This is a genomic window from Peptostreptococcus equinus (assembly GCF_027125355.1).
GTDB lineage: Bacteria > Bacillota > Clostridia > Peptostreptococcales > Peptostreptococcaceae > Peptostreptococcus > Peptostreptococcus equinus.
In genome coordinates, this window is the sequence record NZ_CP114052.1 from 1,178,464 (window position 1) to 1,201,732 (window position 23,269).

Annotated in this window: 18 protein-coding genes; 3 read left to right on the forward strand and 15 right to left on the reverse strand. The window is 28.7% G+C overall.

Annotated elements, in window-relative coordinates; genetic code table 11:
- Positions 1 to 52: 52 nt before the first annotated feature.
- The 5 genes from efp to O0R46_RS05945 form a co-directional block, all read right to left on the reverse strand.
- Complete coding sequence (gene efp / locus O0R46_RS05925; protein WP_269310806.1) at positions 53 to 613, reverse strand: elongation factor P; 561 nt, start codon at positions 611 to 613, stop codon at positions 53 to 55.
- A 78-nt stretch (positions 614 to 691) separates the two neighbouring features.
- Entirely contained in the window at positions 692 to 1,561 is an 870-nt protein-coding gene (locus O0R46_RS05930; protein ID WP_269310807.1) for a DMT family transporter, read from the reverse strand.
- A 16-nt stretch (positions 1,562 to 1,577) separates the two neighbouring features.
- A complete protein-coding gene (locus O0R46_RS05935; protein WP_269310808.1) occupies positions 1,578 to 5,897 on the reverse strand; it encodes a PolC-type DNA polymerase III in 4,320 nt (1,439 codons plus the stop codon).
- 168 nt (positions 5,898 to 6,065) lie between these two features.
- The gene (locus tag O0R46_RS05940) at positions 6,066 to 6,758 is read right to left on the reverse strand and encodes an MBL fold metallo-hydrolase (protein WP_269310809.1); all 693 of its coding nucleotides are present in this window, start codon (positions 6,756 to 6,758) and stop codon (positions 6,066 to 6,068) included.
- A 216-nt stretch (positions 6,759 to 6,974) separates the two neighbouring features.
- On the reverse strand, positions 6,975 to 9,113 hold the full coding sequence (locus O0R46_RS05945; RefSeq protein WP_269310810.1) for a cell wall-binding repeat-containing protein: 2,139 nt from the start codon (positions 9,111 to 9,113) through the stop codon (positions 6,975 to 6,977).
- A 238-nt stretch (positions 9,114 to 9,351) separates the two neighbouring features.
- Between O0R46_RS05945 and O0R46_RS05950 the strand changes: the two genes are divergently transcribed.
- The 3 genes from O0R46_RS05950 (at position 9,352) to O0R46_RS05960 (ending at position 12,372) form a co-directional block, all read left to right on the forward strand.
- Entirely contained in the window at positions 9,352 to 10,185 is an 834-nt protein-coding gene (locus O0R46_RS05950; RefSeq protein ID WP_269310811.1) for a thymidylate synthase, read from the forward strand.
- 13 nt (positions 10,186 to 10,198) lie between these two features.
- The gene (locus O0R46_RS05955) at positions 10,199 to 10,699 is read left to right on the forward strand and encodes a dihydrofolate reductase (protein ID WP_269310812.1); all 501 of its coding nucleotides are present in this window, start codon (positions 10,199 to 10,201) and stop codon (positions 10,697 to 10,699) included.
- 206 nt (positions 10,700 to 10,905) lie between these two features.
- Complete coding sequence (locus O0R46_RS05960) at positions 10,906 to 12,372, forward strand: nucleotide sugar dehydrogenase (RefSeq protein ID WP_269310813.1); 1,467 nt, start codon at positions 10,906 to 10,908, stop codon at positions 12,370 to 12,372.
- Between the two features lie 375 nt (positions 12,373 to 12,747).
- Here the strand turns inward: O0R46_RS05960 and O0R46_RS05965 are convergent, their stop codons facing one another.
- From O0R46_RS05965 to O0R46_RS06010, 10 genes are all read right to left on the reverse strand, one after another.
- Complete coding sequence (locus tag O0R46_RS05965) at positions 12,748 to 14,091, reverse strand: O-antigen polymerase (RefSeq protein WP_269310814.1); 1,344 nt, start codon at positions 14,089 to 14,091, stop codon at positions 12,748 to 12,750.
- Positions 14,092 to 14,157: 66 nt separating this feature from the next.
- Positions 14,158 to 15,675 carry a lipopolysaccharide biosynthesis protein gene (locus O0R46_RS05970; protein WP_269310815.1) on the reverse strand — a complete coding sequence of 506 codons (1,518 nt, stop codon included), beginning with the start codon at positions 15,673 to 15,675 and terminating at the stop codon, positions 14,158 to 14,160.
- Between the two features lie 38 nt (positions 15,676 to 15,713).
- Complete coding sequence (locus O0R46_RS05975; RefSeq protein ID WP_269310816.1) at positions 15,714 to 16,250, reverse strand: acyltransferase; 537 nt, start codon at positions 16,248 to 16,250, stop codon at positions 15,714 to 15,716.
- 22 nt (positions 16,251 to 16,272) lie between these two features.
- Positions 16,273 to 17,451, reverse strand: a complete 1,179-nt coding sequence (locus O0R46_RS05980; protein WP_269310817.1) for a glycosyltransferase — start codon at positions 17,449 to 17,451, stop codon at positions 16,273 to 16,275.
- On the reverse strand, positions 17,451 to 18,497 hold the full coding sequence (locus O0R46_RS05985; RefSeq protein WP_269310818.1) for a glycosyltransferase: 1,047 nt from the start codon (positions 18,495 to 18,497) through the stop codon (positions 17,451 to 17,453). The genes O0R46_RS05980 and O0R46_RS05985 overlap by 1 nt, the downstream gene beginning before the upstream one ends.
- A complete protein-coding gene (locus O0R46_RS05990) occupies positions 18,457 to 19,659 on the reverse strand; it encodes a glycosyltransferase (protein ID WP_269310819.1) in 1,203 nt (400 codons plus the stop codon). Before O0R46_RS05990 ends, O0R46_RS05985 begins: the two co-directional genes overlap by 41 nt.
- 32 nt (positions 19,660 to 19,691) lie before the next feature.
- Positions 19,692 to 20,888, reverse strand: coding sequence for an ATP-grasp domain-containing protein (locus tag O0R46_RS05995; RefSeq protein ID WP_269310820.1), 1,197 nt, complete (start codon positions 20,886 to 20,888; stop codon positions 19,692 to 19,694).
- A gap of 9 nt (positions 20,889 to 20,897) precedes the next feature.
- Positions 20,898 to 21,401, reverse strand: coding sequence for a GNAT family N-acetyltransferase (locus O0R46_RS06000; protein ID WP_269310821.1), 504 nt, complete (start codon positions 21,399 to 21,401; stop codon positions 20,898 to 20,900).
- A 10-nt stretch (positions 21,402 to 21,411) separates the two neighbouring features.
- Complete coding sequence (locus O0R46_RS06005) at positions 21,412 to 22,002, reverse strand: sugar transferase (RefSeq protein ID WP_269310822.1); 591 nt, start codon at positions 22,000 to 22,002, stop codon at positions 21,412 to 21,414.
- Positions 22,003 to 22,016: 14 nt separating this feature from the next.
- A complete protein-coding gene (locus O0R46_RS06010; protein ID WP_269310823.1) occupies positions 22,017 to 23,267 on the reverse strand; it encodes a DegT/DnrJ/EryC1/StrS family aminotransferase in 1,251 nt (416 codons plus the stop codon).
- Positions 23,268 to 23,269 lie beyond the last annotated feature (2 nt).

Sequence of the window (23,269 nt, forward strand, 5' to 3'; positions counted from 1 at the left end):
ATTTATATTAGAAAAAAATACCTGTAAGATACAGGTATTTTATCTAAAAGTCCTAATTAACTCTTGATAGATATTCACTTGTTCTTGTGTCTATCTTTACTCTGTCTCCAACATTTATAAATAGTGGAACCTGTACCACTGCTCCTGTTTCAACTGTAGCCGCCTTAGTAACGTTACTTGCAGTATCACCCTTGATTCCTGGTTCAGTATCAACAATTTCAAGTTCAACAAAGTTAGGTCCTTCTACTTGGAATGGAGATCCCTGATAGAATCTAATTGTTGCAACTTCATTTTCCTTTAAGAATTTGATAGCATCTTCAACTTGTTCATAGTTAAGAGGTATCTGATCATAAGTTTCTTCATCCATAAAGTAGTATAATTCACCATCGTTATATAGGTATTGCATCTGCTTTGTTTCTATATTAGCCTTAGGGAATTTATCACTTGGATTGAAAGCTTCTTCTCTGATTGCTCCTGTTATCAAGTTTTTATATTTAGTTCTTACGAAAGCGGCTCCCTTACCTGGCTTTACGTGCTGAAAATCTACAACTAAACAAGGCTGTCCATCTTTTTCAAAAGTTACACCCTTTCTAAAATCACTAGCTGTTACCATATTCTATCTCCTCCAAATTTCAAAAAAATGTTTATCCAATTAATTATATCACTTAGACCTTGAATTGTCTATATTTTGCTAAATTTTGCCTTTCTTGCTAAAAATAATTATACTTACAATAATTATTATTCCTCCAATTATTGTTCCCATATTTGGAATCTCTTTTAATACAAAAGATGCCAATAATGTAGCGAAAAAAGGTGTTAGAAAACTAAAATTTGCAACTTCGCTCGTGTTAGTTGTAAGAGACATAGCCACACTCCATAAAAAATATGATCCAGCACTACTTATTACTCCCAATACAACCACTACACCTATATGGTATGCATCCGCAATTTGAATCTGATTAAATCCGTCCATTGCAAATGGAGATAATATAATCACAGCTGATATCATTGAGTAAGTTACTATTTCTATAGATTTGTAACCCATCATAGAAAGTTTTCTATTCAACAAATTATATCCGCAGAATAATGTAGCTGCTCCCAAAGTCCATAACATACCAAAGTTGAAAGATAGCACTCCATCCCAAAGCATCATTATCATTACCCCGATAAATGCTGTTATAAGCGTAATCCAACCCACTATATTAATTCTCTCTTTATATATTTTATTAGCTGCAACAGCAGTCATAACAGGCGTCAAAGCTATTATAATACTTGATGACGCAGATGAAATACTCTTTATACCTTTATTAAAGGCAAAAAGATATAATCCAAAACCACAAGCACCTGCCAAAAAGAAAATTGGCAAGTCTTTTTTCTTTGGCAGTCTACTTCCTGTGAATATACCTATTAATATTAAGGTCAATGAAGCTATTGTCACTCTTAAAAAACCTAGTGCAAATGGCGAAAATTGTTGCATTGCTACTTTAGAAAAAGGAAAAGCGATAGCCCAACCCAATACAGTTGTAAAACACAGTAGATTAATTTTCACTTTATTATTCATCATTTATACCTCCTAATTATAAAAATGACAATTGATTTTTCTCACTCATACCATCTAAACTACCGTGTTCAGATAATTTTTCTACTACAGTTTTTGAAACCTTAGTCCTTCTTATTAAATCTTCCTTAGATAAAAATCTTCCATTTTTTCGTTCTCTTACAATGTTCTTTGCAGCATTTTCACCCATACCTTGGAGAGAAGTCATAGGCGGTAGTATCTTTTTTTCACCAGCCAACTTAAACTCAGTAGCGTGAGATTTATATATATCTACCTTTAAGATTTCAATTCCTCTACAAAGCATTTCAACTACCACCTCTAATACTGTCAATTGTGATTGTTCTTTTGTAGTCGCGTCCATTCCCAATTCATAAATCCTATTCATCTTTGACTTTACAGCCTCCAAACCTTGTGTAACTAACTCAACATCGAAATCATCAACCTTGGTAGTGAAATATGTAGCATAAAAAGCCTCTGGATAATTTACTTTACAATAAGCTATTCTAAATGAAGTCATAACATAAGCAACCGCATGTGCTTTGGGGAACATATATTTAATCTTTTTACAAGAATTTATATACCACTCTGGAACGTTGTTTGCAGTCATAGCTGCTACATGTTCAGGTTTTAAGCCCTTACCTTTTCTAACACTTTCCATTATAGTAAATGCCATTTTAGGTTCTAGACCTGAAAATATCAAATAGTTCATTATGTCATCACGTGTAGAAATAACTTCTTTTAACCCTACTACATTGGCTCTTACCAAATCTTGGGCGTTATTTACCCACACATCTGTTCCATGAGAAAGACCTGAGATTCTTCCAAGTTCTGCAAAGGTTGTAGGTTGAGTGTCTATTAGCATTTGCCTAGTGAATTTAGTACCAAATTCTGGTATAGCAAGACTACCAACAGGGGTTCCAATTTGTTCTTCAGTTACTCCAAGTGCTTTTGTGGAAGTAAACAAAGACATAGTTTCTGGATCATCAAGAGGTATATCTGTAATTTTTATTCCAGTCATGTCCTCCAACATCCTGATGATAGTCGGACCATCATGTCCCAGTATATCTAATTTTAAAATTCTACCACTGATAGAATGGTAATCAAAATGAGTTGTAATAACCCCACACTCTTTATCATTTGCAGGATATTGAATTGGAGTAAAATCATGCACATCCTTATAATTAGGAATAACCATTACACCGCCTGGATGCTGACCAGAAGTTCTTTTAACACCCGTGCATCCCAGTGTTAATTTCGTTTTTTCGGCAGCAGACAAATCCATATACTTTTCTTCAGAGAATTTTTTTACATATCCATAAGCTGTCTTATCCTTTACAGTACCTATTGTACCTGCTCTAAATGTATATCCTTCACCAAATAATTCTTCAGTATATTTATGTATTACTGGCTGATAAACTCCTGAAAAGTTAAGGTCAATATCAGGTTCCTTATCACCATCAAATCCCAAGAAAACTTCAAAAGGTATATCATGACCATCCTTTATCATTTTCTCTCCACATTTAGGACAATTTTTGTCAGGTAGGTCAACACCAGAGCCCTTTTCACCAATTTCAAAAAACTCACTATGTCTACATTCTGGGTTAGGACACACATAATGTGCTGGAAGTGGATTTACTTCTGTTATATCACTCATTGTCGCGGCAAGAGAAGATCCTACCGAACCTCTTGAACCAACCAAATAACCATCTGATAGAGATTTTGCAACTAGTTTGTGAGCTATAATATACATAACTGCATATCCATTTCCAATAATAGAGTTTAATTCTCTATCGAGTCTTTTTTGCACAACTTCTGGGAGTGGATCTCCATAAATGGATTTTGCTTTTGTATAACACATACTTCTTAGCTCTTCTTCTGAACCCTCAATTACTGGAGGGTACGTGTCTTTTGGTATAGGAACTATATCATCTATCATATCTGCAATTTTATTGGCATTTTTAATTACTATCTCATACGCTTTTATAGGGTCTAAATAATAAAACTCATCCATCATCTCTTCAGTTGTTCTAAAATATAATTCTTCTTTTTTATCTGCTTTAGAAAAACCTTGAGAATATTTCAAAATTCTCCTATATATTTCATCTTCTGGTTCTAATATATGAACATCACCTGTAGCCACTACCAATTTTTCATATCTATCCCCTAATTCTATTAATTTTTTATTTATATTTATCAATTCTTCATAGTCTTTTACTTCCCCATTATCGACCAAATAAGAATTATTTGATAAAGGCATCACTTCTATAAAATCATATAAGTCCAATATATCTCTGATTTCTTCATCACTCTTATTTCTCTGAACTGCATTATACAACTCGCCACTAGAACAAGCACTACCTACTATCAATCCCTCTCTTAGTTCTTTAAGCTTACTTTTTAAAATCCTAGGACTTCTATAAAAATGTTCTATATGTGAATCAGAAATTAATCTATACAAGTTTTTCAAACCTTGATAATTTTTAGCATAAATTGTTGCATGGGTCGGTCTCAGCTTGGTATAATCTACTTTACCATAGTAATCATTTATTTGCGCCAAAGTTTCGATACCATTTTTTTTAAACATATCCAAAAATTTTATATATACTTCTGCTGTAGCACGAGCATCATTTACAGCTCTATGATGACCACTCAAACTAACACCCAATTCTTTGCATATTTTATCTAGAGTAAATTTTTTCATGTGTGAAAGTAGTATCCTGGATAAAGATAGGGTATCCACCTTATCTTTCTTATATTCTAGCCCTATTTCCTTGCATTTTTGTGATATAAAACCAGTGTCAAAGTCGGCATTATGAGCCACGAATACTGCATCCTTTGAAAATTCCATAAATTTAGGAAGTATTTCATCAATTTTAGGGGCATCTTTGACCATATCATTAGTAATACCAGTCAGATCTTGTATCTTGTAAGATATATCCATTTGAGGATCTACAAAACTTGAAAATTCCTCAATTATTTTTCCATTTTCTATCAATACTGCCCCTATTTCAGTAATATTATCATTGGTAGGAGAAAATCCAGTAGTTTCAAGGTCAAATACCACAAATCTTTGATTTAAGTCTTTCTTATTGGCATTCAATATTAGATCTTGATCATCATCAACTAAATAAGCTTCCACACCATAAATTACCTTTATATCTTTTCCTTTAGAGGCATTCATAGCATCAGGAAATCCCTGAACCACACCATGATCTGTAATAGCTATAGCTTTATGACCCCAAGTTTCGGCTCTTTTTATCAATTCTTTTACTGGTATTATTGCATCCATTGATGACATCTGTGTATGAGCATGTAGTTCCACTCTTTTTTCATCAGACAAATCCATTCTCATATGTGGCTTGGCAATCTTTATCCCCGTTACATTTAGTTCAATGTCACCTGTATATTTGCTGCGAATCACATCACCTCTCACACATATATATTTACCTACGCTAGTTTCTTTTATGACTTTTTCTGCATTTAAGTCATTCAATATTACTCTGCATGAAATTGCACCTGTCCTATCTGACATCTGAAAATTATGATTAATTTTTCCATATTTATTAGCTCTAGAGTCAACATTTATGACCTGACCTGTAACTGCAACTGTTCTTGAAAACTCGTCAACGTCTTTCATATCTTTGTTAAAAGCTTCTACCGTCACTCCATAAATAATATCAGGATCAATTGTTTTTTCAATATTAACTACATATTTTTCTTCTTTATCACCAAACTCTTCCTCTTCCAAATTTGAAAAATATATTTTTGATACTAAGTTGCGAATATCACCTGTTCTCTTTTCTATTAGTTTCTCTATTTCTAAATCTTTATGATCTGCATTTCTAGCTACTTCTAATTCAACCTCTATATCTAAGGATAACTCTTTTTTTACTAATTCCTTTACTTTATTTATTATCTCTTTTTCTAAAAACATATTATATACAAGATTATCTGGAGTTTTTATTTTCAATTTATTGTCTATAAATAAATGCTCCAAATCATTACCATATGCTAATAATAATGGGGATTGCATTTTAATCATATAAAAAATATTAGGCCAGTACTTTTTAATAATATCTTTAGGCTTTTTCTTTTCTAGCCCAACAATTCTCAAATTCACTTTTATATCTTTTAAAGGAGGACAGATTGCTTGTTTTACTCTTAGCACCAATTTATCAAATCTCTCATTTAACACAATAGTTTTGGATATTACATCTATTTTACAAATATTGGCTTCTTTATCAAGTATTATATTTTCAACTTCTAACTCTTCAAAACCATTAGTTAAAGAAGATTTTACATTTTCTTCATATTGTAAAAAATCTACAAATTTTTTCATACTTCCTCCTTTCTACTTAATTTTAAATATATTATTATCTTTTGATCTAATAAACTATTATAATCCAAAAATTTTAAAACATATATTTGATTTCAAATATATGTTTTAATTTATTACTATTAATTTTTATCTCACCATTTTTCTAATAATTATTTAATTATTTATATATTATAAATCAATTCCGTCTTTTATTAAATTCGTATCAATTATATTTATGTCTTTACTTATTTCTGAGTTATCTTCTCTAAACCTATCAATTACTTCATATTTATCCCAGCAATGCATTGGAGCTATATTCTTTGTCTTTGTATTTTCCAAAAAGTATTTCATACCCCAATCATATCTATCTCCTTGTCTAGGGTCTAGGGGAACCATAGCCAAATCAAATTCTAAACCTTTTATTTTATCAATTTCATGTTTGAACCTATTTGTCATGTCCTCATATTCTTTTTCACTTTCAAATCCATCCCATGTCCACCAATTTAAATCACCTGCATAATAAATACTCTTGCCATTTACATTTATTAAAAAGGCCACTCCTTCATCAGTACTAGTAAGAGTTTGCATATCCATATCTCCAATCTTATATTTAGAATTTGGACTTACATAATGAACTCGCTTATATTTAGGATAGTCCCTATATTGTATATCATCTGATAATATATACTCTACATCCATATGCTTATTAAAAATATTAAATATATTCTTATTAAAATGATCTTTATGAACATGAGAACTAAAGACATATAATTTTTTCTTTAGGTTCATCTTAGGTAAATCTTTTTTGTAATAATCAAACAAAAGATATCTATCTTCAAATTCTAGTAAAAAACAACTGTGATATATATAAGTTAATTTCATAATAATAACCTCCTAATTTTTATTATATAAAAATTAATGCCCATAAATACATGCTTTAAAGCTTATACATTAATAAGATTTAACAATAATTTTATAACTTTATTATAACACAAACTCGATAGATAATAAGCACTTTATAAAAAAGAAAGAGTAGACAATTATAAAACAAATAACGCCTACTCTTTGTATATTTTTAATATTAAATCTATAAATTTATTATTTATGGACTATTACTGGTGTCCCTACACTTATATTTTTATATAAATATGCAACATTTTTTAATGGTGTATTTACACAACCATGTGAACCAAAATATAAATATCTAGTGCCACCATATGCAGCTTGCCAGTAAGAATCATGTATACCTATGCTTCCATTAAAAGGCATCCAATATTGTACTGGTGATGCATATCCTGGGCCTCTTAGAGTTACGTTTCTCATCATTTTATTTATTTTAAATATACCAGGAGGTGTTGCCATACCTTTATTTGGGTTTCCTGTAACTACTGGTGTATATAATTGAGTCTTACCATTATTGATTAAGCGCATGTCCTGTGAACCTAAATCTATCTCTACATACTTAGTTCCTAATTTTGTAGCTCCACTTGGAATATTAACTTGTCCTGACTTTATATATTTTGGATTTACTCCATAAAATGATTTAGCTTGTCCCAACATATCATTTAGTCTATTTACTTCAGCAGATTTATCAACATTCATAGAATATCCTGATTTAGCTATTATTACATCTCCACGCTTCCAATATGCATAGGCTTCATTAGAACCTACTTTATAACCTTCTGGGTCAATTGTGTTAACGAATGCTTTTACTTTTTCTTGATCAAATTCAACATTAAAGTCATTAAATTCTCCAGAATTTATCATTCTTAAAATTCTTATACCATTTAAATTTGATGTACTTGCATTAGCTTTGTACTCTATTGACACATTTTCATAAGATAAAATTTTAGAAAAAGCTTGATCTGCTTTAGTCTCGCCCCTATGTTTGATAAAATCAGCAACAAAGTTTATATTTTTACTATGATTTCTTCCACCACTTACTTGAATTAAAGAATGTATAGGTCTTCTAGAATCATTTAAGATTCTTAATTGACTATATGTCATACCATTTTCTGATACCAGCATAACTGGACCTTCTGCAAACACTTGATCTGTAGATGTGTTTTCAGCTTTCTTTACCGGTTGTAAAATCGCCTTATTATTTAAATTGACAGTACTTTCACTTGAAATTGAATCCTCATTTGCTATTAAATCACTAGATTCATTATTTGAACTATTCTCAGACAATTGACCGTTTGTATTAGTTGATGTTATAACTTGAGCTTCATCTGATGAATTTGTTTCACCCGCTGGTTTTGTTTCATCTACTGACTTTGTTTCATCTACTGGCTTTGTTTCATCTACTGGCTTTGTTTCATCTACTGGCTTTGTTTCATCTACTGGCTTTGTTTCATCTACTGGCTTTGTTTCATTGTCATTAGTTTTATTACTTGATATAATACTTGCATTTATTAGTACTGAGTCTATCAACTTAGACTTATTTGCACTACCATCATCAGCTATATATACAGTATCAAAGTTAGGATAGAATTTTTCTATCATATTGATATTAGTTTCCTGTCTATTAGCTCCTGAAATTCTTTCACTTTGACTTGTAATAGATTCATAGTCTTTTGATATACTCTTTTCTCCACCAATTAAGAAAGTTTTCTCTATGTTCATTTCTTTAATCTCTGATTGTAACAAATCAAATGATACACTATTAGAAAAAATTATAGGTGCATGCTTATTTGCAGCCACAGATCCTATTCCAGCTGCATCTGCTAGACCAGTAAATCCATTAACTAAAAAACCTTCTTTAAAATCCGTACTTTCTAATTTTCTTAACTCTTTAGCTATATTTATAGATGTCTGTATTCTATCCTTACCTTCTATTCTACTGACCTCAAATGAATTATTTTTGATAAAATCTTCAACTTGCGTAGATACAGATCCTTGACCACCTACTATTATAATATGCTTTGGATTTAGTCTCTTAATTTCATTGAAAGTATCTGCATGAATAGTATTTGCACTTGTTAGAAGTACTGGTGCGTTTAGTTTACTAGCAAGTGGCGATATAGAAAGCGAATCTGCTATTGCATGTGAATTCACAAGAATTACATTATCTGCTTTGTCCTTCCAACCACTTTGGGATATAGAAATCGCCGTAGCAAATCTATCTGTGCCACTAATGTTACTTATATTTACACTTTCTGCCATTACACTAGTAAAAGGCAAAATCATCGATAATGAAAGAGCAACTGCTAAACTCTTTTTAGTAAGTTTTTTCATATCTTATCTCCTCAATCAATTAATAATAATTTTTTTCTTAATATAATTCCTATATTTATTATAATACTATATTTTTAAAACTATACAATACGTTTTCCATTACTGAAATATATTGTAATAATACTTTGAGTGAAAGTAACAAAAATGTGGTAAAATATATGTATGTTATTACAAAAAGTTGATTAAATCAAAAAAATAATTACTATTTGTAACTTAAAAGATTTTTTAGGAGGAAAATATGACTATAGCAGATAAAAACTTTAAAAGTTTATGTAAGGATATATTAGAAAGTAATAATTCAACACTAGGCGAAAAAGTGAGACCAAAATATGCAGATGGAACTCCATCACATACATATTTTATAAATCAAGTATTTGAAAGATATGATTTATCAAAAGGTGAATTACCAATACTAACTCTTAGACAAGTCGCTTGGAAATCCGGTATAAAAGAGATTTTATGGATTTATCAAGATCAAAGTAACAATCTAGATCTTTTAAAAAACAAGCATGGAATTACTTGGTGGGATGAATGGGATATTGGAGATAGAACAATAGGACAGAGATATGGAGCTACTGTAAAAAGACACAAGTTAATAGATAATCTTTTAAGAAATCTTAAAGAACAACCATATGGTAGAAGACATATAATAAATCTATATCAAGAATCTGACCTTAACGAAACTAAAGGACTTTACCCATGTGCAATGGAAACTCAGTGGTCAGTTAGAGATGGATTTTTAGACATGACGTTGATACAAAGATCTTCAGATGTACCTGTTGCAAACGCAATAAATAAAATACAATATGTAGCCTTATTAATGATGGTAGCACGACATGTAGGATTAGAACCTGGAGTATTCTGTCATTATGTCAATAACGCACACATATATGATAGACATATAGACCAGATTAAAGAGTTATTATCTAGAGAGGAACAAATTGATGGAGATAAAGTACGATTAGTGCTTAATCCAGAAAAAACTAATTTCTATGATTTTACAATAGACGATTTTACTATGGAAAATTACAATCCAGTAAAACCTAATCTAAAATTTGAATTAGCAATATAAAGGAGACTATAATTTGAATAATATATATGCAATAGTTGCAATGACTAAAAAAACAAATTCAATTGGCATAGATGGACATATGCTATACCATCTAAAAGATGATTTAAAATATTTTAAAGAAACTACAATGGATCATGCGATAATATGCGGAAGAAAAACATACTTTTCTTTTCCCAAAAGACCATTACCTGGTAGAAAAAATATAATTTTGACTAGAAGTTTTGATTCTTATGAAGGTGCATTTACACTACACTCAAAAGATGAAGTACTAGAATATGCCAAGAATAATCCAGATGAAAAAGTATTTATATGTGGTGGTGATAACGTATATAAACAATTCATGGATGTAGTGTCAAAACTATATATCACAGAAATTGATGAAGAAGAACCTGTAATTGCCGATTCATATTTTCCAGAAGTTGATCCAGAAATATGGGAAGTAGAAAGTGCATCTGCTTATGTAAAAGAAGATGGTGCACCAAAATATAGATTTATGGTTTACAGTAGAAAATAGTATAATACTGAATAAAAAAGAAAAGAAAGTCTGACTATTGGCTTTCTTTTCTTTTTGAAAGTTATTTATAATTTCTAAAAAGATTATATGTTATTATTTATAGCATAATAATTCTATTCTATATTTACACTTCTATTTTTTGACATTTGATGCTATTTTTGTTATCATATATATGTATAAAATAAATTATAGATTGGATTAACAAAATGAAAAAATTGTCTTTAGAAAAATTATCACATACAATTTTAACTCTAAGAAAAGAAAATGCTCTTACTCAACAGCGATTATCTGAATTTACTGGTATAAATAGATCAATGATTGGTAAGTTGGAGAATAACAATTATACACCCTCAATAGAACAGTTAGAAAAACTTGCAGAAGTTTTAGAATTTGATATTAGTATACTTTTTGTTGAAGAAAAAGTAAAAGTAAAATATTATCAAAATAAATTTAACATAACCATTGTAGGAACAGGATATGTAGGGCTATCGATAGCTACTCTTCTTTCTCAAAATAACAAAGTTACTGCTTTGGATATAGATGAACAAAAAGTAAAATCTATCAATAATAGAATCTCACCAATAAAAGATGAATTTATAGAAAAATACTTTAAAGAAAAAAAACTTAAGCTGATGGCTACCATTAATTCTGAACTAGCTTATAAAAATGCTGACTTTATTATAGTTGCTACTCCAACCAATTATGATAGCAACAATAATTTTTTTGATTGCACTGCAGTAGACTCTGTTATAGCCGAAGCAATAAGCACAAATCCAAACGCTACCATTATTATCAAATCAACAATTCCTGTAGGCTATACTCAATCAATTAGAAAAAAATATAAGTCAAATAACATTATTTTTAGTCCTGAGTTTTTGAGAGAATCCAAAGCATTATACGACAATCTATATCCTTCAAGAATTATTGTATCATGTGACGAAACTACTAAATCTAAAGCCAAAATATTTGCTGAATTATTGAAAGAATCCGCACTAAAAGATGATGTAGAAACTCTTTTTATGGGATTTACTGAAGCTGAAGCTGTAAAACTATTTGCTAATACTTACTTAGCACTTAGAGTGTCATATTTCAATGAATTAGACACTTATGCTGAATCAAAAGGATTAGATACAAAAGAAATAATTAATGGAGTATGTTTAGACCCTAGAATTGGATCTCATTACAATAACCCTTCATTTGGATATGGTGGATATTGCCTACCAAAAGACACAAAACAATTATTAGCAAATTTCGAAGATGTACCTCAAAATATGATTTCTGCAATTGTAGAATCAAATAGAACTAGAAAAGATTTTATTGCTGATAAAGTTTTGAAATTAGCTGGAGCATATAACTCTAATTCTGAATGGAATTTAGAATTAGAAAAAGAAATAGTGATTGGAATTTATAGACTTACAATGAAAACTAATTCAGATAATTTTAGACAATCATCTATACAAGGAGTAATGAAGAGAATAAAAGCAAAAGGAGCCACTGTTGTTATATACGAACCAACTTTAGAAGATAATTCAACTTTCTTTATGAGTAAGGTTGTCAATAACCTCGAAAAATTTAAAAATATGTGTGATTGTATAATTGCAAATAGATATGATCCTATTTTAGAAGATGTATTAAAAAAGGTTTATACTAGAGATTTATTTTATAGAGATTAATACTTTTAAAATCTAGGCTCTTTGTCAAATAACATTGATGAAGAATAGAGAAAACTTTATAATTAACGTTTTTAATTGTTTTAGAAGAAATTTCACCTGTAAATTTTAAATTTTTGTCGTCTATTTCTAAAAGCTTTGATATACTATAACTTGAAAATATGCCTTATCCCCTTGTGTATTTTGTTTGGCGATTTAATATTACAACGGATTTGACATGTTTTCAATTATTTAACAAATAATAGCGATTATATTAATATTTTACATTTTCGTATTCCGACGATTATAGATTTTTTATTACCATCAACGCTAAAAATCATACACCCAATATAAAAGCGTATTCATATGAATACGCTTTTATATTGGGTGTATGATTTATTAACTTTTTATACGTAAGCATATTTTAGTTATAAATAAATGACTTAAAACTAATGTAACTATATTGCTCATTATGTTTGAAAAATCTCCATATGCAACAGCTTTCATAAAATAAAAAGACCCCAAAATATAAATTACCTTATAATAATAACATGAAATCAATGGTCTAACTGCTGTATCAAATGCTTTTATAAACATTCCATATACAACGGGTAATATTATTATTCCGAAAATATTAAAATCATATATACATTTAGAAACGAAATCTGCAGGTACTCCACCATATATCATGCTACCATAAATTAAATTTGTATTTAATACTTCAATTGACATTATACCATTTGGCTTAAACCTTGCTGGCAACCAAGCAAATATCCCAGAAACTATATCCATAAAGAAAGCGGGTTTTACTTCTCCATATAAATAAACTTTAGAAAAAGCAGTCTGAAAACTTAAGATAACATATCCAAATTCTGCTCTCAATATAGAAAATATATCAAAACTTAATTCTATTTTTTCTTTGCTAGCTATTTGAAATTTACTCATAATTACTTCTGCCGAATGCATAAAAATTAGGGATAGCAAACATATTATAGCCATTATTAAATAATCTTTTTTCTTTATATCTTTATATGATCTATATATGAAAAATAAAACAACAAAAACTAATATTGCATGCATTCTACTGCTATTTGCTAAAATATACAATAACGTTCCTATGCTAGATATTATAAAACATACTAAATCAAATACTCTTTTTTTTGATAAAAATAAAGAAAAGAATAAATACATAGAAAATTGTACAAAAGGACATAGTCTCATAAAAAACGAAAATTTATTATATATTCCAATGTCATATCCAGATCTAAGTAAATTTGCATATGGTAATATACCTATAGGACCACCATACGCACTTGTCCATAATATAAGAGATATCCATCCAAATAACATCAGTAATATTGAAGAATACCTAATTTTATTTGGATTTTCAGCAAAAATAGTTAATATTTTATTTTGATTTAGTATTACATTTTTATTTCTTTTTTTTATAATTTTTATGTTATAACCAATATTAACTAATATAAAACCTGTTGTTACAAATAGGTACATTATTCCAATTTGCTCAATGCCCAACCTACTGAAATCTATCATTGCCAAATCTTCAGTAGGATTATTACCTAATGCAATAAAACTACAAATAGAGGCTGGCACAAAATAATAAACCAAAATATAAAATAAATCTACAATATATAGTGTTTTAATTTTATGTAATAAAATTGATTTTACTACATAAAAAATTAAAATAATTCCTGTTGACCAATATAAAAAACTCAATAAATCCATTTATCCACCTATCCGAAAATAACTATTTTCTCATTATACTCATATATTTATAACATAAAATAAAATTTAATAAATACTATCGCTGCTATACTTTTTTTTCAATACCGAGTTATATGTTTTAATTAGATATGACTTAAAAAAAATAAAATTTATTATAATAGCTTCAACCAAAGAGATTATTCCCACCTTTAAGGCCATTATAACAAATCCAACATAATTTATACTTTCTAGTTCAATAAATTTTGTTGTATAATACATCACTATAACAAGCATACAATCGATTGTAAACTGTTTAAAGAATAATAATATACTTCTTTGAAGAATATTATTTGAAAGGTATCTAATGAAATAAATTGCTCGATACGTTATTGCTATAATTGTTCCAATAGCAACTCCAATCAATCCAAACTTCGAAACTAATATTATAGATAAGATAACATTTAAAAATGCTTCTATCATTGCACTAAATTGTGTTTGTCTAAAATGACCTGCGGCCATTATCATGTGACTATAAGGTAGTCTTATTGTATAAATCCCCATAGAAATTGACATCAGTATACCGAATATAGGCAAATTATAACTAACATCATTTACACCTTTTGTGTAAATACTTACAAAAGGCACTATCAAAATTCCTGTCATGGTGAATACAATTACAACTAAATTATGTACTATCCATTCGAAGTATGAAAATGTTACATCTAATAATTTCATTTCATTTCTAGCATACATATCACCCAACACTGATTTAAAAATGTTAATAAAATTTGTAAATAATATTTTTATTCCATTTGTCACTAAATGATATATCGCATATATAGATACATTAGTTAAAGTTGAAAATATAGTTAAAACAATAACATCGGTATTCTCAAGTATTACTGTAGCAATGTGTTGTGAAAATCCACTCCATTTTTGTTTCAATGGATCTAAATTATATTTTATATTGTAATCTATTTTAAAATATGTATCTACAATTTTTTTGTATATAAATGGTTGGATTAAAAAAACTATAGAAGCAAATAACTTTACTATATGAATCCCAAATCCTAATTTAATTAATATAACTGATATAAATACGTTCAAAATAACTGTAATAGTCCCTATAATCATTTGTATATATGACATTTGTGCAGAACTCAATATTAGTTTATAAGTTAATGCGAAATAATACTGAGCCATTATACTAATTGCAATTGCAATTAGTATAATGGAAGTAAAAAGCACAGAAAAAGAATCATTAATTATAGTTGGAAAAGCAAAAATTAATACTAATGTATATAAACATAAAGCATACGATATTTTTTTAAAAAATTTATTAGAAGCTACATAAATTATACTCAAGTCTTTAACATTATTTTCTGCCAGTGGCTTGTATAAAGCTGCTTGTACAACTGCCCCAACTCCACACTCACATAAAGTTATAACCGCTAAAAATTGGCTTATAGAAGCTACTAAACCATTTACCTCAGATCCGTAATATCTTAAAAAAAGAACTGGCAATATAAATCCGCTTATTATATTTACAAATTGATTTATTATAGAAGTTATTAAATTTAATTTCAACTTTTTTAATCTATTCATTAAATACTATCCTTTTCATTAATTACACAATATACTCATTAAAACTCAAATAAATCTGATCTATTTTTCAATAAATATTCTCTCTTTTCATTATTTCCCATACCAAATGTAGGTACTACATCTTCTTTATTTTTTTTATAAAACTCATAAACACTTTTAATTCTCTTTGCAGGCACACCACCCCAAATTTCACCATCAGGTATATCTTTGGTTACAATAGCACCTGCAGCAATAATACAATTTTTTCCAATTTTTATATTTGGCATTACAATGACATTCCATCCAATATTAGTATTATCACCAACAGAAATATTACCATATTTTACACTTTTATCATCCATTAAATTCATTTTTCTTAATGTCCATATACTTCCATCATGTGTAATAAATTTTACATTTTGCGTTATTCTAACATTGTTTCCTATTTTGACTAGCCATGGCTCATCTCCAATAACAAAATTTTTAGCAATATCGCATCCATATCCAATTTCTACACCTTGTTTTCTTAAAAAGCATATAAAATCATCTTTTTTCATCATAATTACTTTTAACTTATTAAATACTAATTTTAACATTATTTCTCCTACTAGCTAATAACTAATTAATCATAAAATCTATTTTTTCTTTCCATTCGCTTATTATTTTGTCTTTATCAAAGTCAAGTATCCTAATCCTAGACTTATTTATATATTTATTTCTAAGCTCTTCATCATTATACATTAATATCATTGAATCTGCTAGTTCATTTTCTTCATGAGTTAAGTCATCTTCACTATTAAAATGTTCACCATCACATACCGGTACTAATATACCATATTGAGCTAACTTCTTATTTTTAATTACTTCATTTAAATCAAGATTGGGTCCTAGCACTTCTTTTGGTCCAGCTATACAATCGGAAGATATTATAGGCATCTCCATTGCTAAACTTTCTAACAAAACATTTCCTAAACCTTCATATAAAGATGGAAATACAAATACTTGGCATGATTTAACTACATTATGAGGATTTTTTAAAAATCCTAAAAATTTAACTTTATTTTCTATATCTAAATTTTTAGCCAAAGCTTTTAATTCATTCTCTAGCTCACCTTCACCTAATATTATTAATTCAGCATCAGAACAATTGTTCGCTACTTTCTTGAACGATCTAAGCAAATGCCATTGTCCTTTTTGATTGCTAAGTCTTCCCATTGTTACAAATTTAAATTTATTATTTTTCTCTAGTGGATTTATAGCTGACTTAGCTTCATTTGATAATAAATGAGCATCACAGTGATTATATATAGTATCAATATTAGTAACTGGTGCCTTATAATTTTCAATCAAATCTTTTTTTACCATATTAGATAAAGCAATTATATAATCAGCATGTTTATTGCAATATTCTATAAAAAATCTACGCATTTTAGACATTGGCTCTTTTGAAATATAGTTTCTTATAGATATTATAGTTTTATCATTAGACTTAGATAGTACATTAACTATATTTGGTCCATCTAAAAGGCTAATAGTACAGTCTATTTTATATTTTTTCTTGTAATATGAAATTTTTCTAACTCTTTTAGCAATATTGAATAATTTTGCAAAACTACCATTAGCAGGTAGAATATTAATATCAAGCAATTCACCTTCATATGGATATGTGATGTTATTATTGTCAAAAGGCATAATAAAAACATTATAATATTTTGATAATTCTATCGATAAGTTTGAAGCGCATCTTTCAGCTCCACCACCGTTTAGTTTGGTAATTATAATAGCTATATTTTTCATTATAAACTCCCATTATATACATCTAGTAATTCATTTTTATATTTATTTATATCTGTAAATTTATTAATCATTTTTTTAGAATTCTGAGAAAATTTTTTTTGCATATTTTCCTCTTTTACTAACTTTATACAAGAATTAGCTAATTCTGTATTAGTATCCTTTAAATATCCATTTTGGCCATTTACTATTACATCTAACATTCCGTCTACAGGTGTTGAAACAACTGGAAGTCCCAAAATTTGTGCCTCAATTGCAACCATAGGAGTTCCTTCAAAGTTCGAAGTCATCAACATTACTTTTGAAGTTTTTAAGATTTTTAATGGATTCATTACATATCCTAAGCAATCTATATTATTATTAAGATTATGTTCCACAACAAAATCTTTAACGTATGTTTCATATTCTCCCGTACCACAAATCGCTACTTTTACATTCTCTACTTCTTCACATATTATTTTTAAAACTTCAATCAATCTTTTAGGATTTTTTTGTTCTGTCAAACGACCACAATATACTATATCATAACTATATGTATTTATATCTAAATTCATTCTGTTATTAATAGATTCTTTATCCAATACATTATATAAAATTGAGCTTTTTGATTTTAATTTACTATTAAATTGAAAACCGTCAAATGATGACTTTGAAACCCAGAATATATGTGAGAATCTCGTACTTTTTCTTGTCCATAGCATATTTTTAATATAAGTTTTTATACCATTATTATTATTTACATGCATATGTACTACAATTGGTATATTTTTTGTAGCTAGAGACGAGTAATAACTTGCACTCCTGTCGTGTGCATGTATGATGTCTGGTTTTACTTCTTCTATAGCTTTTTCAATCTCTTTTTTATTAATTTCTTTCAAAGGTAAAAATTTAATATTTCTTTCAGCAAGAGTCTCCCTTATTTGTCCATCTCTACTAGAATATATCATATCAAATTCATCATTAAAGATGTCTATTATTTGGCATACTACATTTTCAGCTCCTGAAAACCTATCGCTTTGTAATATATGCATAATTTTTTTCTTTTTCATCTTCCATCCCCAATACTTCATTATATATTTCTTTTATTTCATTATTAACTACTCTAATATCATATTCCTTAATTGATTCAAGGTTATAATCTCCCATTTTGACTCTTAAATCTAGATTTGCAGACAATTTATCTATTAGTATAGCTAGATTATTAGTATCACAAGCGTCAATTAAATATCCACCCATATTATTTTCTAGTAAATCAACATTTCCTCTTACTTTTGAAACAATGCAAGGCAATCCAGCTGCCATCGCTTCCATCAAAGAACGTGGCATACCTTCTCTCATAGTTGTGAATATAAAAATATTTGATATTTTCATTAACTCTTTAACATCAGTCCTAAATCCTAAGAAATGAACTCTACTTTGTACATTTTTTTTTAGCGCAAAATTTTCTAATTCCTCTCGCTCGGGACCAACACCGCAAATTAAATAGTGAATATCCTTATTCTGAGTTTTTGAAATTGCATCAATTGCTGTTCTATAATTCTTACCCTTTACAAGATCACCTGCAGAAATACAAATTATATCATCAATCGATAATCCTAATTGTTTTCTTAGTAAAATTTCATCTACCTTTATATCTTTAAAATCGTCAAGAGTTATGCCTACTCCATGCACTTTATATACTTTTCCATCTTTTTTCAATTTGAATTTTTTTGCATTCTTATAATCTTCTTCGTTCATCGTTATAATAGCGTCTGTCCAGTGAGCCATTAATTGCTCTGCCCATTTTAATATCGTTCTATTAAAAATAGGTGCTCCTTTAAAAAAATGGAAACCATGAGCCGTATAAATAACTTTGTTTATTTTATATCTTTTCCCTGCTAATCTTCCAATCATTCCTCCAACAGGAGTGTTACAATGAATTACCTCAACATTGTTATTTTTCAAAACTTGCTTTAAATTTTTGTAAGCAATTAAATTATCCTTAATAGCAAATATATTCCTGTAAGTATGTGAATCATACATAGCTATTGACATTTCACACTCTAATTTATCAGGTTCTGCTCTATTTGTGCCGAATATTACATCATAGCCCATTTCAGTAGCTGCTTTAATACAGGGTCTACTTACATTACTAAGCAATACTCTTTCTCTATTATTTTGTTCAAATTCAGTTGGTTTTGTGCTATTTGATATAAACACATATCCTGCCATATTTATCACCTTTTATTCTATTTTTATGCATTTTATTCAATTGTTATTTTTATTTTATCTATGGCTTCAATGCAATTATTTATTGCCATATCAATATTTTCATTTTGCGAAATTACAAATCCCATCCTAGAAGAACTACTATTGATTTCAGTGATTTCTTCTCCAATATTATATACTAGATTAATTTGCTTAATCCCAGCTATATTTTTAGCTGTCTCAATTCCTTCTATATTTTTAATTTTACCTGCCTTTTGATTAAAATATCTAATCGCTGATGCCTTATAAAATTTTGAAGTTATATCAGGTTTTTCTCCAATTGCAATCTTGATACAGGATTCAACGATATTTATACCTGTAGATAGTGGTACTAGGTGAGTTGCAATATTATCTCCACCCAGCCTTGCGCCTAGTTCTACAATTTTGGGTCCATCTTCTGTGACAATTATTTCTGTATGAGAAGGTCCATTTTTTATGCCTATTGCTTTATTAGCTTTAATTGCCACATTAGCAATATCTTGTGCAATTTTTTTACTAAGTTTAGTGGGTTGGCTGTGTCCTATCTCAACAAAGTGAGGAGCACCTGTTGTAAGTTTATCAGTTATTTGTATAACATTACATACACCATCCACAGATAACGTTTCTACACTTACTTCAAATCCTTCCATATATTCTTCAACCATTACATCACCTACATGTGAGTACTTTTTACTATATTCATATGCATATTTTAGTTCATCAATATTTTCAAATGAGCTTATTTTAAAAATACCCCTACTTCCGGAGCTATCTACTGGTTTAACAATAAATGGCAAGGTCATATTCTTAACCACATCTATATACTCTTGCTCAGTAGATACTTTATAAAAAATTGGAATAGGTACACCATGTTTTTTTAATGCGTTTCTCATTTCATACTTATTGGTAGCTTTTAAGGCTGTATTCTCATCAATTCCTATTAAATTTAATTCCTTAGTTACTTTTGCAACAGATCTCATAGGTAAGTCTGTTGCCAATGTCATTATTCCATCTATTTTATGTTTTTTAGCAGCCATTAAAATTGCCGGAATATCATTTGTACTTATAATTTCTTTTTTTATACCCTCAATTTTAAATCCAATTGCTTGTGGATTCATATCTACTACTATCGTATCTAAACCTAATTCAATAGCATTTATTATTGCTGGCAATTGCAAGATGCTTGCTCCTAAAATCATTAATTTCTTTTTCATTTATACTCCTCATTTTAAGAAATAAGAATACCAAAGAAGATCATAAAATAATCCATCATCACTCAAATAAATTTGTTTTTTTAATCTAGCCTCTAGTATAAAACCATTTTTTTCAAATAATTTTATTGAGGGGATGTTATACGAAAAAATTCTAGCGTTTACTTTATTTAACTCGTATTTTTCATTCAAATATTTAATAAATTTCTGTAATGAACGTGTACCTATGCCATTATTTTTTTTTTTACTATCTCCAATATATATATATATTTCTGCATTCTTATTATACAAATCTAACGTATTTGTACCAATAATTCCTACGGGTTTATTATTAACTTCAATTACAAATAATAAGTTTTTTGTGTCCTTTATTTTATTTTCTATCCAAATTCTATGCTCTTCTAGACTAGGAAAACTTCTAGTTCCTATCATTTTTCTAAGATATGGATCCTTTATCCAATTATAAATTATACCTTTATAGTCTAGTGATATCTTTTTAAAAATTAAATTTTCCATATTTCACCTACTAACTAATATTAATATTATTTCTTCTAACTACTGAGCAAATAGTTTTTAAAAAAATTTTAATGTCCATAAAAAAAGTTAAATTTTCTAAATAATAAATATCATTAATATATTTTTCTATAGTGTCAACTGAATTCCTATAATAAGCCTGATTATATCCTGTTATCCCAGGCTTAACATCTAGCCTTCTTTTTTCTAATTCACTAAGTTTGTCATATTTTACTGTAGGCAAGTTTGGTCTCGGTCCTATAACGCTCATATCTCCCAATAAAACATTAATAAACTGTGGTAATTCGTCTAAAGATGTTTTTCTAATAAATTTTCCCACATTTGTAACTCTCTCATCTGTTTCAGCATTAAAAGTTGATCCATCATTATTTCTTATATCAGGAGCATTAACTTTCATTGACCTTAATTTAAACATCTTAAATGTTTTACCATTTTTACCTATTCTTTCTGAATTATAAAATATGGGACCTTTATCATTCATATATATAATTGGTCCTACAAGTATTATTGTAATAAATATAAACGGAATAGCTAAAATAGAAATTAAAATATCTATCACTCTCTTTAAAAAAAATTTATACATTCTATCCTCCATGACTACAGATATTCTTTTACTATTTCACTAAAGTTAAGTATAACATATTCTATATCTTTATCACTTAGTTTAGTGTGCAATGGCAAACTAACTAAGTTCTTATAATAGTCAAAAGCATTCGGAAAATTTTTAATATCCCATCCCATATTTTTATATGCACTCATCATAGGTAATGGTTTATAATGTACATTAGTAGATATACCTTTTTCAGCAAGTTTAATAATAATTTCGTTTCTCTGTTTTTCATTTATATTTGGTATGCGAGTTAAATATAAATGTCCAGAAGATTGACTATTACATGTATAGTGTTTTAAATACGTTACTCCTAACTCATCACACATATTATCATATTTTGAAATTATGTTATTTCTTTTTTCTAATAATTCCGAATACCTATCAAACTGTCTTATACCCAGAGATGCCATTATGTCTGTCATATTACATTTATACCAAGCACCAATTATATCATATTCCCATGCACCAATTTGTGTCTTTGTTAATGCATCTTTTGATTGTCCATGTAAACTATACAATTGATATTGATTATATAGTTCTTCATTGTCAATACCTTCAATATCCTTCCAAGTAGAAGCTCCACCCTCGGCAGTAGTGAAATTTTTAACTGCATGAAATGAAAAACTTGTGAAATCTGCAATCGAACCAGATTTTTTGCCTTCCTTTATAGCTCCAAGTGAATGTGCCGCATCAGCAAATACTAATATTCTGTTTAGTTTCTGTTGAATTCTAGCACCTAAACTATTGCCTTCTTTAGCTTTGAACAAATGTTTTTTCTTTTCTACAATTGAATATATTTTATCATAATCAGCAATTACACCGCCTATATCAACCGCTACTATAGCCTTAGTATTTTTCGTTATTACTTCTTCCAACTTGCTATAGTCCATTTCAGTACTATCTTTTTTATTATCAACAAATATAATTCTTGCACCACAATGTATAACAGCTGAGGCAGTAGCAGTATAAGTATACGCTGGAACTATTACTTCGTCACCAGGACCTATACCACATATTTTTAAATTTAATTCTTCACATGCAGTAGCCGAATTTAAGCAAACAGTCTTAGACGTATTACAAAAATTTGCCAATATTTTTTCGAGTTCCTTTGTCTTTGGACCAGTTGTAATCCAGCCAGATTTTAAAGTTTGAATAACTTCTTCTATTTCTGAGTCAGAAATGTCAGGAGGACTAAAGGGTATATTTCTTATTTCTTTTTCACTACATTTTTTTATCATCT